The following is a 14835-nucleotide window of genomic DNA, read 5'->3' on the forward strand; positions in this document are numbered from 1 at the left end:
TACTAAACATGCTGATTCCAATTACCATTACAGACAAAGCTCAAGAAGAGATCAAAAACATCATGGAGCACAAAAACATCCCTGCTGACTATTCCCTACGGGTAGGCGTCAAAGGCGGCGGGTGCGGCGGGATGTCCTATGCACTAGGATTTGACAAACCCAAAGAGGAAGATCAGCAATTCGAGCTGGGCGGCATCCCTGTGCTAATCGAAAAGCGGCATGTCATGTTTTTGATGGGAATGCAGGTGGATTTCTATGATGGCAATGAAGCCAGAGGATTTACCTTCGAGAATCCGGATATCCCCAAAAGGCATGATGCAACAGAATAAAGCACTGGATGGGACGGGCAGTAGTTTTACTTCCCCGTCAAACAGCCATTGTTCCCGGTTCTTTCCCTGACACTTCGAGCAGGGGCTTTTTGCCTAATGACAAACACCGCTGTACCTGTGACCGTTGTCTTTGCTCCGACTGTCCTTTCGGAATAGTTCCCCCATTCCCACAAAATTTCCCCCAAAGGATTATCGCTACTAAAACCCCTCAAAAGCAGGCTTCACATTGCTCCAAAACTCATCCAAGGCAATGATCCTAGGTTTTAAAAAAGAGATAATGGCCGGCCAGTCATCTTGGTGCATGACACTTACTCCATTGAGTTTTTTTTCTATTTTGGAAGCGGCCTTTCCGTACTCATCATAGGTATGGAGCTGCCAGTCCCATTCTTCTCCCAAGGTCCCATGAAGCATTTTTCTGAATGTTTCAAACTGCTCAAAAACCAGCTCCTGTAATTCAAGATCCTTAAAATTGATCTCAATTCCGATGGAAGCAAAACCACGGTCTGCTTTCATTCGAAAAAACACCTGAGGGACACCGGTTTTATAATTTTGCCAGTTAATCCGGCCACCTTCTGCCGAAGGCACTGGCTTCATGTACTGTCCAAAAGCCGTCCAAAAATCCTGCTTGGTCTTGGTGATTTCTGCTCTGCTATACACTTGTCAATTCTGGTAATCTAGGGGGTAGGACACTTTTACTACGGAATAATTCACTACGCCACCCAATGCTGGGTTATGCTTTTTGATAATAATATCTATCCGTTGGAGCTTTGGGTAGGCACTGAGGATATCTTGGACCATCAGGTGTGCCAAATGCTCCAAAAGCTTCACAGGCTCCTCCATATGGGACTTGGCGATTTGGTAGATGCGTGAATAATCGACCGTTTCATTCAGGTCATCATCCAGCATGGCTTTCTTAAAATCCGTCTCCACATGAATATCCACCGTAAACCGGTTGCCCAGCTTTTTCTCCTCAGAGAAAACACCGTGGAACGCATGAAATTCTATTCCTTCAAGTGATACTTTTCCCATAATCAATCAAACTGGTCAAAAAATGAACCCGACTCCTTTTTCTTTTCAATCTGAGTCACCTTTTCAGTAGCATCCGCAGGAGCTTTTTCATCAGTCTTTGCCTCGCTCTTTTTAGGTTCTGTCTCCTCGAAATCTTCTTTCATTTCAGGCGCATGAGGATCCTCCCTTTGAGCTACATGTTGGGATTGTTTATCCTTTGCTTGCTCCTTTTCTGTCGGAGCATGGGGATCCAGCTTTATTTCAATGTCTGAACTACTGGAAGTTTCTTTGGCTGTTTGTGGCTGTTCTTTTTTGGGCTCAATAACGAAGGTGTGAGACTTCTCCTTAGGCTGCTTGACATTATCTTCCGAATTAAAATGAGGTGACTTTCGACTCAGTTCTTTTACAGCTTTGGTATGTACATCCAGATCAATACGCTTGATGTCCTCTTGTGATTGCTTGACATTTTCGAGACTGTCACTGGCCATATTTTTGAGGTTCCGGATGACGATTTCCCGCTGGGCCAGTAGTTCTTCATAGCTCTCCACTAGGGAGCTGACATCCGCTTTAAGGTCTTCAATGATTCGTTTGGATCGACTTTCAGCTTCTTCGATGAGACTTCTTGACTTCCCTTTGGACTCTGCGATCATGGCATCTGCATTCATTTGGGCTTCCTTCAGAATGAGCTCGGCAGTTTTGTTTGCCTGTTCGATCATGCTGGCTCCGGTATCCTCTGCCGCCTTTAAGGTTCTGAAAAGCGAGTTTTCCACTTCTCTTAGTTTGGCAGACTCCTTTTGGACCTGCTCCAATTGCACTTGAAGCGATCGTTTCTCGTCCATTTCACGCTCCCACTCTTGGGACAGTGACACCAAGAAGGAACTGACTTCATCCTTATCGAATCCCCGGAAGTTTTTCTCAAATGTCTTTTGACGGATTTCTAGTGGTGTAATTTTCATAACTTTTCGTCTAATTCAATGTCCCAAATGGATACCGATCGATCATCACTGACAGCGATCACCTGCTGACTATAACGGCTCCAGATCACCTTGTTTACGGATGTCCCATGGCCTGCGTGACGGGATTTATCAATGACTTTCTTCAATTGAAATGTCTCCGTTTCCCAGAGCTTTATGGACTTGTCCATACTACAAGTTACAAAATATTTGCCATCTTCTCGAAAGGCCAGGTAGTTGATCGCATACATATGGGCGACGATATTCTCCACTTGGTGATAATCTTCAGCATCCCATATTTGGAGACGGGCATCCCGTCCCCCACTGATCAACAACTTCCCGTCAGGAGAATACCTGAGGGCAAATACAGAATTGGTATGTCCTTCTAGTTTTTTGATAGGGGTGTAGTCATTCAAATCGAGTATTTTCACAGTATTGTCACTGGCCCCTGCCGCTAGGTGTCTTCGGCTCCTGTCCACATCCAATACCCGTATATTCTCATTTCCAAGCTTAATATGCTTTAGTAGTGACCGTTCCTCAATATCCAAGACAGTAATCACCCCATCTCCAGTGCCGACATATGCCCTATCTCCATAAACTTTTATATCAAAAATGGCATGGTCTGTAATTTTTAACGACCAAATCTCCTTGTTGGTATGAAGGTCGATGACATGAACGCCCTCGTAATTATGTCCGATAAAAAGTAAATTACGCTGTCCATCCACCTCAAGGGCATATACTGAATTGGGCAGTTTGGCGACCAGTTTACCATCCTTGGGTGTGTCCAGATCCCACTCCACGACCATTCCATCTCCTGCTCCAGTATAAAAAAAACGCGGGTCGTCTCCCTCTACCAAGGCAAATATACTATCATTGTGACCTGTGAGTGTGTAAAGTTTATTTACTTGAATTTTTGACATATATTGCAATTAAAATCTTTCAATTCCGCGCTAAGCTATATGCAAGCAAAAATAGAAAAAATAAGTCCTTTATCAGCTTTGGCCATCAAGAATATTGAAGAACAGGAAGGTAAGCCCGTTGATTTTCTGAGCTTTCGCGAAAAACTGTCCTTTGCCAATATCAGCCATCCAGAAAAGCGCAAAGAATGGAAGGGAGCCCGTCTGGCCATTAAAGAAGCCCTGGACGCCATAAGCATGTCTTATCCTGGTTTTTACAAGGATGAACATGGTAAATCCTACCCCATGGATGGTTATGGCAACGTCTCCCTGACCCATACCAAAGGGCTTGCTGCGGCCATCTTCCATAAAGAAATGCCCGTAGGCATCGATATCGATTATGTCAAGGAAAAAGTCGTCCGGCTCGGGCCAAAATTCTTGGATCCTTCCGAGATTGATTTTCTGGACAATGACCCCATCCTCTACACCATTGCATGGTCCGCCAAAGAATCTATTTTCAAGTGCCAAGGTAGAAAAGGCATCAGCCTAAGGCAGCATATTTTACTTTCACCATTTAGTCAAGAAGACAAGGTCATCAAAGGCAAAATCCGCAATACTGATTTTGCTGACCACTATTATACCGTTAAAGTAGAAAGAACGGGCAATTTGATCATGACGTACACCATTTGGTAGTGCTGTCAGTTTGCCTGTTCTAGGTTTACCCCGGAACCAATGCCGTTTAGTTAAGGACATTTCCTTCTTTTCATATACCTAAAAGTCCTTTTTTTGATTGACTTTGGCTGGAGAAACCTGATCATCTTGGTGGATTTTATCCTTTTCCTTTTTTCCATTGATGAAAAAAGAAAGAAAAAAATCTAGGCCGGTGGTATGCCTTTTAAAATGGAACATGGATTTACCCTGCGACCGAAATCCGTCACCCATTTTAATTTCCACCCGATGGCTACGACCTAAAAGTGAGTGGGTCTCGCTGTTCCACGACGCAAGCCAACTCACTTTCTTAACGGCCTCCACCATCGGCTGGAAAACAGGCATACCAAGGGCCGTCATATGGAAACAACACCTTTTTGGGACTTATTAACTGAATCCGCCTTGCAGGTATTGGGCGTTAAGAAATTAAAAAGCGGGTGGGCAAGAAGGCAGGCTTGTTTGACGAAATACTAGTCAAAAAGAATGTTGGCTGCTAGAAAAGGAGGAGTTTGCCTGCATGAGGGGAGGTTTTAATTTTAGGCCAATAGATGCACAGCGGCGGGGTTTTTTGGTTACTTTTTTGACCTGAAGCAAAAAAGTAACAAAGGTAAACGGATGAAAAACACCTAGGAATTTAGCTAGAAAAATAACTGCCCAAGGAAAAAATATAGAACCCATATTTTCCAGATACACACTAACTAAACGGCATTGATCCCGGAACATGCATTAGCCTATCTATAACGATTCCTAATGCATAAATCGGGTTGAAAAAACTAAAGAATAGGTGGGTCTAGGATCTGAAGCAACTCCCGGATTTCTTCCACTTTCTCTGGCTCACCCAGCTTATCGAAAGCGACGATCAAGTTCCTCAACGTGCGCTTCGCAATATCCAAATGGCTACATGGTTCAAAAAACTCCTCTTTCGGAGATATCTTCAAATGCTCCAAATAATTATTGATGTCCTGTTTGCTGAAAATAAGCCCTTTGTTAAAGGCATTGATATAAATAGCCGCATCGGGGGCCTTATAAGTCAGCACAAAGAGGTTGGGTAAATTCACCCCATACACCGGCAACCCCAGCTTTTGCGCCACTAGATAATAAACGGCACATAAACTGATTGGATTTCCCCTCCGAGTATCCAGCACATTACTGATCATGCTATTGCCAGGGGAGTGGAAATTTTTGGTATTGGCAGAGAAGCGGAGTTGGCTAAAGAGAATATTATTGATCAGGCGGACTTGGTCGTAGGCTGACACATCTGTCTTGAAACCAGTCCAAACCTCAAAATAAATCTGGTTCATCTCCGCATTCAACTTATCAAATTCCAGATCAGGATACTGATAGGTATTGATGATCCAAAGCCCTCTAAGCAAATCTTTGCCTCCAGAAGCTTTCCATTGTTCCAGTCTTTCCTTTAACAAGTCAAACTGAAGCTGATGCACAAGTTCCTCGATTTCCTTCTGCACGTCGGGGTTAAAGCTGCTCTCCCACTTCTTTTCCAAAAAAGGGATCACATCGTTCCCCAAGGAGATGATCTTTCCTTTCACGTGATCTTTCACTTCATGATCCGTATCATCTAAAAGTGACACCAACGCATTCAACTCACTTTCACTCAAATTTTCCATATTATCCTACATAGCCGGGCGATTCCCCCATAAATTCACACTCTTTACAACACACAAATTTACGATCAAGTTTGTATAACTCCTACATTAAAGCGGTCCTTGATGGGAGCATGGTTAGCCGCTTCGATCCCCGTGGAAATCATCCCCCTGGTTTCCAGAGGACTGACCACAGCATCGACCCAGAGACGGGCAGCCGCATAGTAGGGGCTTAATTCTTCCTCGTACTTTTCGGTTATTTCCTTGAGCAATTGTGCCTCATCTTCGGGAGTGATTTTTTTCCCCTCTTTTTTGAGCGAAGCCACCTTGATCTGTAGCAAGGTCTTGGCCGCAGAAGCTCCAGACATCACGGCCATTTGGGCCGTCGGCCAGCTGAAAATCAGCCTGGGATCATAAGCCTTCCCACACATGGCGTAGTTACCGGCTCCATAAGAATTACCGATGATCACTGTAAATTTTGGCACGACCGCATTCGCCATGGCATTGACCATTTTGGCGCCATCCTTGATGATCCCCCCATGTTCGGCACGGCTCCCCACCATAAAGCCACTTACATCCTGAATAAAAACCAACGGGATCTTGCGCTGATTGCAGTTCATGATAAATCTGGCGGCCTTATCAGCCGAATCGGAATAGATCACTCCCCCCATTTGCACCTCTCCTTTTTTGGTTTTGACCATTTTCCGTTGATTGGCCAACATCCCCACGGCCCAGCCATCTATCCTGGCCGTGCCACACACCAACGTCTGGCCGTAGCTGGGCTTATACTCGTCGAAGCTTCCCGCATCCACTAGCGTCTCTAGCACTTGGTGCATGTCATAAGGTTTGGCCCTATCCACCGGAAAAATCTCAAACACTTTCTCTGATGCCACTGCAGGGGATTGGGGTGTTTTCCGATCAAAACCAGCCCTCTCTGTCGTTCCTAGTGTGTCAAATATCCGCTTGATAGCGTCTAGGCATTCTTCATCGCTTTCATATTTATTGTCGGTCACTCCGGATATCTCACAATGAGTAGTCGCTCCACCAAGGGTTTCATTGTCCACATTCTCACCAATGGCCGCTTTGACCAAGTAAGACCCCGCTAAAAAAATAGAACCCGTTTTGTCAACGATCAATGCCTCATCGGACATGATGGGAAGATAAGCTCCTCCGGCCACACAGCTTCCCATGATGGCCGCTACTTGGACGATGCCCATGGAGGACATTTTGGCATTATTTCTAAACTGCCTTCCAAAATGCTCCTTGTCCGGGAAAATCTCGTTTTGCATGGGCAAAAAAACCCCTGCGCTGTCCACCAAATAGATTATTGGCAATCTATTCTCCATCGCAATCTCTTGTGCCCGGAGGTTCTTTTTGGCAGTCATAGGAAACCAAGCCCCAGCCTTAACAGTGGCATCATTGGCCACGATGACGCACATCCTGCCACTTACCTGGCCAATTCCCGCAACGACCCCGGCAGACGGACACCCGCCCTCTTCTTGGTACATTCCATCTGCAGCAAAAAGACCAATCTCCAAAAAGTCATTTCCTTTGTCCAATAAATACCCGATCCGCTCACGGGCGGTCAATTTGCCTTTTTCGTGCTCCTTGGCTATTCGCTGTTCTCCTCCTCCTTGCTTTACCGTTGCCGTTTTTTCGATCAGCTGTTGGATCAACTCCAAGTACACTCCATTTGGATTCTCTAAATTGTTCATGGGTTTATATCTGAAATGGTTAGTAAGGATTTTTCAGTTTCTCCTTAATTTAAATATAAAAAATTACAGGGATTATCAATATACAATCCCCATTAAGTAGCGCTAATAAAGATCCTCCCAAAATGGCCTAGGGGGATTTCAAATCCCCCTTATCTCGGTTCGAGATTATAAATATCGAACCGCTAAGTTCATGTAATTGTGGTAGCTGGTGTGCTGATAGCAGCTTATACTGACGGCTATGGCCGCTACGCCACGGCGTACAGCGGTGCATTTATTGAGCCTACCCGATAATGTGGCCCTGCCCTAAAACGCCTCCACTTCCTCCTTATATGATTTGATGGATCGATAAATGGCCGAAGCGATATAGGCCTGTCCATTTTCACTGTTCAGATAGCGTTCTTCATTAGAATTGGACAAAAAGCCTGTTTCGATCAGGACACTTGGCATACTGGTCGTCCATAATACATACAATGGCAACTGCTTCACGCCTCTGCTGTGACGGTTGAGACGTGTTTTGAAATCAGTCTCTACCTTCTGTGCCAACGAAAGGCTATTGGCAAAGTAGGCTTTTTGCATCAGGTTTACCATCATATAGGATTCTGGAGAGTTTGGGTCAAACCCTTCGTAATTTTCCTTATAATCATCTTCTTGGAGAATTACAGAATTCTCTCGCTTCACCACATCAAAATTCCGCTCAAAGTGATTTGACCCCATCACGTAAGTCTCCGTACCGTAGGCATTGGAACCTCGGACGGCATTGCAGTGAATGGAGACAAATAAGTCTGCTTTATTTCTATTAGCTATATTCGCCCTTTCCTTCAGCTCGATAAATACATCTGTCTTACGGGTATAGATCACCTCCACATCTGGGACATACTGCTTGATATAATTCCCTACTTTGAGGGCAATTGACAAAGCCACGTCTTTTTCCTTGGAACGACTGCCCATGGTCCCGGGATCTTTTCCGCCGTGACCCGCATCAATGACCACCCTTCTCATCTTAAATTTCCGAGCACTCTCCCCTGCTGGTACAAACGCCGACAACAAGGTGATGCAGGTCAGAAAAAGAATTATTATAACATTTTTGACACTGGTTCGTTTCATAAACATTAATAAGCTTAACTTTACGCAAAATTTAAAAATTTTTGAAGCAAATAGAAGTAAATCGGTGCAGAATATTAAGGTAGCTTATCTTTCCCTTATCCTACTATTCATTTCTTTTCAGGGTTCCTTTGGACAGACCAAACTGCAAAGGCGTCCTGCAGAAAAGGAAATCGTAGCTCCGGACCTGACTCCTTTGACGGACACCATAGCACCGACTCTTCCCGACAGTCTTGTCCTTAATGATTCCATACCTGCTAGTGACACTACAAAGGTTGTGCCCAAAGGAGATATCGAAACTACCATCAAGTACGCTGCGCAAGATAGCATCTTATCTGATTTTAGGGAAAAGAAGGTCTATCTTTATAACAAGGCTTGGTTTGAATATGGCAATATCCGACTGGATGCCGATTATATAGAAATCGATTGGGAGAAGAATGAACTCTATGCTTCTGGAATTACAGATTCTACGGGAACGGTACAGGGAAGCCCTATTTTCAAGGAGGGGAACAGCACCTATGAGATCCGAAAAGAAATGCGCTATAATTTCAAAACGAGCAAAGCCATTATTTCGGACGTGGTCACAGAACAGCAAGATGGACTCCTCAGAGGTGAAGTGGTCAAAAAAGATGACCAAGGAAATGTCTTCCTCTCCCATGGCTATTACACCACCTGTAACTTGGCAGAACCTCACTGGCACATCTCTTCAAAGCGCATCAAATCAGTAGAAGGAAAACAAACCATCTCGGGACCCTTTAACCTCTATTTTAATGGGATCCCTACTCCTGTAGGGCTTCCGTTTGGCTTTATTCCTGACCAAAAAGAAGAGCAGGTTTCCGGCATCATCATTCCATCCTACGGAGAAGAGCGACGTAGGGGCTTTTACCTTAGGGATTTTGGATATTACTTTGCCTTTAACGATTATATCCATTCCCGTTTGACTGGCGAGATCTACTCTAAAGGAGGTTATGGTGCCAAGCTGGCCACTGCCTACAAGAAAAGATACCGATTCAGCGGTGGTTTTAATGTCGACTACCAGCAGTTTAGAAGCCCTGAAACGGACGAAAACCCGTTGGACTACACCACCATGTGGATCAACTGGAGCCATAGCCCAGAATCAAGGGGCAACTCCCGGTTTTCGGCGTCGGTCAATGCCGGTACCACCAACTATAACAACCTGGTAGTCAACCCTAACAACTACCTCAGAAATACCAATTCGGAATTCACCTCCAATATTTCCTATAGCAAAACCTTCACCGGAACGCCCTTCAGCATGTCTGCAAACCTAAGGCATTCCCAAAATGTGCAGACCAGTGAGGTAAGGCTCATCCTTCCAGATATCTCTGTCAACATGAACAGACAGACACCATTCAGAAGTTCGAGTTTCGAGCCACTGAAAACCCTGAATTTTGCTTGGAACTTCAATGCCCAAAACTCAATAGACAATGCTGAGGTACCGATTTTGGGTGTACAGGATGATTTTCTGCAGGATGATGCTTTTGAAGACGACCTGGAAGCCCCAGACGTAATACCGTTCACTTGGGCCAATCTGCCAAAACTGCTCAAACAAGCCGAAAATGGCTTCCGACACACCCTTCCGGTGTCGTCAAATTTTACCCTTTTTAAATATTTCACCGGCACAGCCAGCTTCCAATACACTGAGCTCTGGTACTTTGATCGGATCAACTATTATTACAATGCACCCGAGCAGCGCGTGGATAAGATCCTGGAAAACGGCTTCAGTCGGGTAGGTTACTATAACACCTCCTTTAACATGGCGACCAACGTGTATGGTTTTTACCGTTTCAAGCCAGACTCAAAACTCGAAGCCATCCGTCACCATATCCAGCCGACGGTGGGCATGTCTTTCACCCCTGACTTCAGCGACCCCAAATACGGGTATTACCAACAGGTACAAACCGATGCGGAAGGCAATACGCAGCTCTATAGTCGTTTTCAAGGCTATCTGTACGGTGGAGCACCAAGAGGTGAATCAAGATCACTGAATGTCTCAATCCGAAATACACTGGAAGCCAAGAAAAGAGTGGAAAACGACAGCACTGAAGCCACTACGGAGAAGTTTCCCCTGCTTCAGTCATTCAACATTTCTACCAGCTATAACTTCGTTGCGGATTCCTTTAAGTTGGCACCGATCAATATGAGTACGCGGACAACTTTCTTTGACAATAAAATTTCCGTAGCACTTTCTGCCACCCTGAATCCCTACGCTACTACCAGCTACATGGACGGGACCGAAACTTATTATAGAAAAGTCAACGAATACGCTTGGCAAAATGGCCAAGGAATCGGCTCTATCAGCCGGGCCAACCTGAACCTAAACGGCAGCTTCAACCCCAGTGGATCGCCAGAAAAAACCCCCGCAGACACACGGGAGGAACTCACCAATGAATACCTCCAGGATGGAGGTCAGATGAACGAGTTTGTCGAAAATGAGATCGACCGCATTTCCAATGACCCCAGCCAGTACATCGACTGGAGCATTCCATGGAATATCAACTACGGCTACAACCTGAGCTATAGCAAAAGTGACCGTACCGGAGACACCAATATCACGCAGGCCTTAAACGTATCTGGTGACCTCAGCTTATCAGAAAAGTGGAAAGTCAACTTTAATACAGGTTACGACTTCTCCACTGCCAAGATCACCCAGACTATGATCGGCATCGCCCGGGATCTCCACTGCTGGCAGATGAATGTTAGCTGGATACCTTTCGGCGCATTTACCAGCTATAATATCGACATCCGTGTCAAAGCCAGCATCCTCCAAGACCTGAAGGTATCAAGAAGACGATCTTTCTTTGATTATTAGTAGGGAGTAAGGAGGTTAAAGGTTGGAAGGTTAAAGAGTTCGGAGGTTTGAAGGTGGTAAAGCCTTTCTTATTTACTTGCCCCATTCATCTATTTCTTGATACGAATACACTTATCTCAAGTCTCAGGACTCATGTCTCAAGTCTCAAGTCTCATATCTCCATCTAAATCTTCGATCTACTCAATGGCATGGTCATGCACCTTGGCCCGCCCAGTCCTCGGGAAAGCTCGGAAGAAGGAATGTCAAGCACTTCCACGCCCATATCACGTAGTGCCCGGTTGGTGTGCTTGTTTCTTCTGTAGGAAATCACCTTTCTAGGCCCTATCGCAAACACATTGGCGCCGTCAAACCACTGCTCTCTCAGCGCATAGTCCTTGTTCCCGTCACCGCCAAGGTGAATGATCTCCAGATAAGGAATTTCCTTTTCCAGCACAGTCAGCAAGGATTCTTTCAGTACTGTCCGCTTAATATGAACTTGGTCACCGTCATTGCTCTTAAGCGTATAAAGTGACGTCTGCAACACCGCTTCCATGGCGTCTGGATAAGTCAGCACCAAGTTTTCGTCCAAAATGGTAAACACCGTGTCCAAGTGCATAAAATTACGCCTCTTGGGAAGGTGAACTTCGTAAACACGCTCTACCGTTCCCTCCGCTAGCAAGCTCTTTGCCACATGGTAAATGGCCTTTTCATCGGTTCGCTCCGAATTACCGATGGCCACTGCCTTATCGGAAATCACTATGACATCCCCACCCTCGATACAGGCGGGGTCCTTATGTCCGTCGATGGGATATATTTTGTTGATATTATCCTTAAAATCAGGATGGTTTTCAAACACAGAACGGATCACATTGGCTTCGCGCTGGCGTCCCTCCATCTTCATACTGGAAAACACCATGCCCCCAGGTGTCAATGCAGCAGGGTCACGCTGAAAATATAGGTTGGGACAGGGAGGAATGATAAACGCATAGTCCATCAAATCCACTAGCGGCAACTTGCTTATTTTTTTCTTAAGCTCATGCACTTTGATCCCTGCAATCAGCGCCGTGGCACACTCGGAGGTAGAAAGTCTCCCAAGAATACTTTCGGTAAAATGCGACAACCTGCTGAACGAAAGGGCCTCCTCCATCATTTTAAAGAGAATTTCATCATCGGCCATGGTCTCCATTAATAGCTCATGCAAACCATAAACTTTTGCCCCGGTGGTTTGTTTGATAATATTGGTAAAATAATCATGCTCCTGCTGCATGGCTTCCAAATATGGGACATCCTCAAACAGCAGCAATTCTTTGTTATAAGGTGTCAACCGATCTATTTCCTTTCCCGGCCGGTGCATCAGTACTGCTTTCAGTGTTCCAAATTCAGAATTTATTCTCAGATCCATAAAGTATTCTCTCTTCTATTATTTCAACAATACCAACAAAATAAGTATTATTTTACCAATACAGAAAAATAACCATTAAATAATTATAACATAAATAAAAAGGACGACATTAAATTTTGCCGTCCTTTCTGCATTAGTTCGATTGATTGTTCCGAAAAACCCAACATACCTCACCCGGACGTTGGGCACTACCTTTCGGTAATTTACCAAATCCTGACCCTATCGTCCGGCGCTTTATACATTTCATCACCTTCCTTCACGTCAAAGGCATCATAAAAACCATCAATATTTACCAGTGGCCCATTGCCTCGGTACTGGGCGGGAGAGTGTGGATCGGTTTGGATCTGGGTCCTAAGTGCCTCTTCCCTGCTTTTCATCCTCCAGATGGTTGCCCAAGAAATGAAATAGCGTTGCTCAGGGGTGAATCCGTCGATATTCTCGGGTCTTCCATGTTCTTCAAAATGACGCTGGAGCCCATCGTAGGCCACCAACAAACCTCCCAAATCGCCAATATTTTCCCCCAAAGTAAGTGCTCCTTTTACATGCACCCCTTCGATAGGCTCATAACCATCAAACTGCGCTACCAATTGACCGGTACGCTTGTCAAAATTCTCCCGATCCTCATCTTTCCACCAGTTTTTCAGGTTGCCCGCTGCATCGTACTGGCTTCCCTGATCATCAAAACCGTGCGAAATCTCATGGCCAATTACCGCTCCAATGCCACCATAGTTAACCGCAGCATCTGCCTTATAATTATAAAACGGCGGCTGAAGGATTCCCGCAGGAAACACGATTTCATTCCAAGTAGGATTATAATAGGCATTCACCGTTTGCGGCGTCATAAACCACTCATCCTTGTCAATGGGCTTGCCTAGCTTTTCGATGTTTCGCTCAAAATTAAACTGGGAAGATGCCATCACATTCTCAAAATAAGACGCTGTTTCGGGATCATCATTCACCTCAAGTGCACTGTAATCTTTCCACTTGTCAGGAAAGCCAATTTTCACATTGAACGTGCCCAGTTTTTCCAAGGCTTTCGTCTTGGTCTCTTCGGACATCCATGGCAGGTTTTTGATGCGCTCACCCATGGCCACAAGGATATTGTCTACCATCTCCTTGGCTTTATCCTTGGCCTCTTGTGGGAAATATTTTTCGGTATACAACTTGCCAATCGCTTCGCCGGCTGCCCGTTCTGTGGTTCCCAGCACTCGTTTCCACCTTGGGCGCATCTGGTCGGTTCCCTGGAGTTCCTTACCGTAGAAATCAAAGTTGTTCTGAACAAACGCATGGTTCAAATACGGAGATGCTGCGTCGATCACATGCCATTTCAGGTAATCCTGCCATGTCGCTACCGGAACCTCATTTAAGACCGCTTCTACTTCTTCCATAAATTTAGGCGTTGACACAATCACCTCGTCCACGTCAGCCCCGAGGGAAGACAGGTATGCTTCCCAGTCCACCGATGGCAGTAACGTTTTCATATCGCCCACAGCATACTTATTATACCGACCTTCAGGATCGCGCAGCTCGATTCTCGTCTTACTGGCATGTGCCAACCGCGTTTCCAACGCCATCACCGCTTTTGCTGCGGAAGCTGCCTTGGCCTGATCATAGCCTATCAGACCAAATGTTCTTTCCAAGTGAGCCAAATACTTTGCCCTGATTTCGGCAAACTTCTCATTATCTTCGGTATAATAATCCCTGTCGGGCAATCCTAATCCTCCCTGAGAAATATACAAGGCCATCGCATCGGAATTCTTCAGGTCCGTATTGACCCCAAGGCCAAAGAATGCGCCTCCACCATGTGTTTGTTGATAGACCAAATACTCCTGAAGGGATGGTTTGTCCGTGATTTTTTCTATCTGGTCAAAAACAGGCTTCACTGGATCAAGCCCTCGTTTTTCCGCCAAAAGCGAATCCATTCCAATCTGGTAAAAGGCCACTGCCTTGCCTTGGTCCGAAGTAGTGGAAAACTGCTCGTCATTTTTGGCTGCTTCCAAGACTGTCAGCACCGCCTCATTGTTAAAATCCCGCAGCTCATTAAAACTGCCCCACCGGCCTTGATCAGCGGGGATTTCAGTTTTCTCGATCCATTTGCCGTTGACAAAACCAAAAAAATCATCCTGAGGACGGATGGTACTGTCCATGTTGTCCAAGCTAATGGCCTGGACTTTTTCTTCTTCATGGGATTCTTTTGGTGAGCAGGCAATCATCATTGCCCCCACCAAGCCTAACCCCATGGCTGTTTGTAAACTTCTATTCATCTGTTATATATTGAAAGGTTTATAAGTGAAATTAATAAAAAAACCGAAT

The 14835-nt window shown here is 45.3% G+C and carries 13 protein-coding genes; 3 read left to right on the forward strand and 10 right to left on the reverse strand.

The window, feature by feature from the left end:
- The first annotated feature begins 8 nt into the window (after positions 1-8).
- On the forward strand, positions 9-329 hold the full coding sequence (locus DN752_RS07080) for a HesB/IscA family protein (protein WP_112783297.1): 321 nt from the start codon (positions 9-11) through the stop codon (positions 327-329).
- Positions 330-527: 198 nt separating this feature from the next.
- Here the strand turns inward: DN752_RS07080 and DN752_RS07085 are convergent, their stop codons facing one another.
- From DN752_RS07085 to DN752_RS07100, 4 genes are read right to left on the reverse strand one after another with little or no spacing between them, the layout of a single operon-like run.
- A complete protein-coding gene (locus DN752_RS07085; RefSeq protein WP_112783298.1) occupies positions 528-986 on the reverse strand; it encodes a DUF4268 domain-containing protein in 459 nt (152 codons plus the stop codon).
- A 3-nt stretch (positions 987-989) separates the two neighbouring features.
- A complete protein-coding gene (gene folB / locus DN752_RS07090) occupies positions 990-1358 on the reverse strand; it encodes a dihydroneopterin aldolase (RefSeq protein WP_112783299.1) in 369 nt (122 codons plus the stop codon).
- A gap of 2 nt (positions 1359-1360) precedes the next feature.
- Entirely contained in the window at positions 1361-2293 is a 933-nt protein-coding gene (locus DN752_RS07095) for a DivIVA domain-containing protein (RefSeq protein WP_112783300.1), read from the reverse strand.
- Positions 2290-3210: a WD40 repeat domain-containing protein gene (locus DN752_RS07100; protein WP_112783301.1), complete on the reverse strand. Its 921-nt coding sequence runs from the start codon at positions 3208-3210 to the stop codon at positions 2290-2292. Before DN752_RS07100 ends, DN752_RS07095 begins: the two co-directional genes overlap by 4 nt.
- A 39-nt stretch (positions 3211-3249) precedes the next feature.
- On the opposite strand from DN752_RS07100, the gene DN752_RS07105 reads away from it, so the two are divergent.
- Positions 3250-3879 (forward strand): 4'-phosphopantetheinyl transferase family protein, encoded by a 630-nt coding sequence (locus DN752_RS07105; protein ID WP_112783302.1) that lies wholly within the window; start codon positions 3250-3252, stop codon positions 3877-3879.
- 78 nt (positions 3880-3957) lie between these two features.
- Here the strand turns inward: DN752_RS07105 and DN752_RS24410 are convergent, their stop codons facing one another.
- From DN752_RS24410 to DN752_RS07120, 4 genes are all read right to left on the reverse strand, one after another.
- Positions 3958-4239 (reverse strand): hypothetical protein, encoded by a 282-nt coding sequence (locus DN752_RS24410; RefSeq protein ID WP_162633148.1) that lies wholly within the window; start codon positions 4237-4239, stop codon positions 3958-3960.
- A 428-nt stretch (positions 4240-4667) separates the two neighbouring features.
- Positions 4668-5519 (reverse strand): transglutaminase-like domain-containing protein, encoded by an 852-nt coding sequence (locus tag DN752_RS07110; protein WP_112783303.1) that lies wholly within the window; start codon positions 5517-5519, stop codon positions 4668-4670.
- A gap of 65 nt (positions 5520-5584) precedes the next feature.
- A complete protein-coding gene (locus DN752_RS07115) occupies positions 5585-7210 on the reverse strand; it encodes an acyl-CoA carboxylase subunit beta (RefSeq protein ID WP_112783304.1) in 1626 nt (541 codons plus the stop codon).
- Positions 7211-7513: 303 nt separating this feature from the next.
- Positions 7514-8314 carry an N-acetylmuramoyl-L-alanine amidase family protein gene (locus tag DN752_RS07120; RefSeq protein WP_112786455.1) on the reverse strand — a complete coding sequence of 267 codons (801 nt, stop codon included), beginning with the start codon at positions 8312-8314 and terminating at the stop codon, positions 7514-7516.
- 64 nt (positions 8315-8378) lie between these two features.
- On the opposite strand from DN752_RS07120, the gene DN752_RS07125 reads away from it, so the two are divergent.
- The gene (locus DN752_RS07125; protein WP_112783305.1) at positions 8379-11141 is read left to right on the forward strand and encodes a putative LPS assembly protein LptD; all 2763 of its coding nucleotides are present in this window, start codon (positions 8379-8381) and stop codon (positions 11139-11141) included.
- Positions 11142-11304: 163 nt separating this feature from the next.
- Here the strand turns inward: DN752_RS07125 and DN752_RS07130 are convergent, their stop codons facing one another.
- Positions 11305-12522: an arginine deiminase gene (locus DN752_RS07130; RefSeq protein WP_112783306.1), complete on the reverse strand. Its 1218-nt coding sequence runs from the start codon at positions 12520-12522 to the stop codon at positions 11305-11307.
- A 203-nt stretch (positions 12523-12725) separates the two neighbouring features.
- The gene (locus DN752_RS07135) at positions 12726-14786 is read right to left on the reverse strand and encodes a M13 family metallopeptidase (protein ID WP_112783307.1); all 2061 of its coding nucleotides are present in this window, start codon (positions 14784-14786) and stop codon (positions 12726-12728) included.
- Between the last annotated feature and the right edge of the window lie 49 nt (positions 14787-14835).

Origin of the sequence: Echinicola strongylocentroti, assembly GCF_003260975.1 — a bacterium.
Classification (GTDB): domain Bacteria; phylum Bacteroidota; class Bacteroidia; order Cytophagales; family Cyclobacteriaceae; genus Echinicola; species Echinicola strongylocentroti.

What these genes read in the sequence shown, in the direction of transcription:
- folB (WP_112783299.1), bottom strand. Translation starts at nt 1,358, where the DNA reads ATGGGAAAAGTATCACTTGAAGGAATAGAATTTCATGCGTTCCACGGT.
- DN752_RS07100 (WP_112783301.1), bottom strand. Translation starts at nt 3,210, where the DNA reads ATGTCAAAAATTCAAGTAAATAAACTTTACACACTCACAGGTCACAAT.
- DN752_RS07115 (WP_112783304.1), bottom strand. Translation starts at nt 7,210, where the DNA reads ATGAACAATTTAGAGAATCCAAATGGAGTGTACTTGGAGTTGATCCAA.
- DN752_RS07080 (WP_112783297.1), top strand. Translation starts at nt 9, where the DNA reads ATGCTGATTCCAATTACCATTACAGACAAAGCTCAAGAAGAGATCAAA.
- DN752_RS07130 (WP_112783306.1), bottom strand. Translation starts at nt 12,522, where the DNA reads ATGGATCTGAGAATAAATTCTGAATTTGGAACACTGAAAGCAGTACTG.
- DN752_RS07110 (WP_112783303.1), bottom strand. Translation starts at nt 5,519, where the DNA reads ATGGAAAATTTGAGTGAAAGTGAGTTGAATGCGTTGGTGTCACTTTTA.
- DN752_RS07095 (WP_112783300.1), bottom strand. Translation starts at nt 2,293, where the DNA reads ATGAAAATTACACCACTAGAAATCCGTCAAAAGACATTTGAGAAAAAC.
- DN752_RS07135 (WP_112783307.1), bottom strand. Translation starts at nt 14,786, where the DNA reads ATGAATAGAAGTTTACAAACAGCCATGGGGTTAGGCTTGGTGGGGGCA.
- DN752_RS24410 (WP_162633148.1), bottom strand. Translation starts at nt 4,239, where the DNA reads ATGCCTGTTTTCCAGCCGATGGTGGAGGCCGTTAAGAAAGTGAGTTGG.
- DN752_RS07105 (WP_112783302.1), top strand. Translation starts at nt 3,250, where the DNA reads ATGCAAGCAAAAATAGAAAAAATAAGTCCTTTATCAGCTTTGGCCATC.
- DN752_RS07120 (WP_112786455.1), bottom strand. Translation starts at nt 8,314, where the DNA reads ATGAAACGAACCAGTGTCAAAAATGTTATAATAATTCTTTTTCTGACC.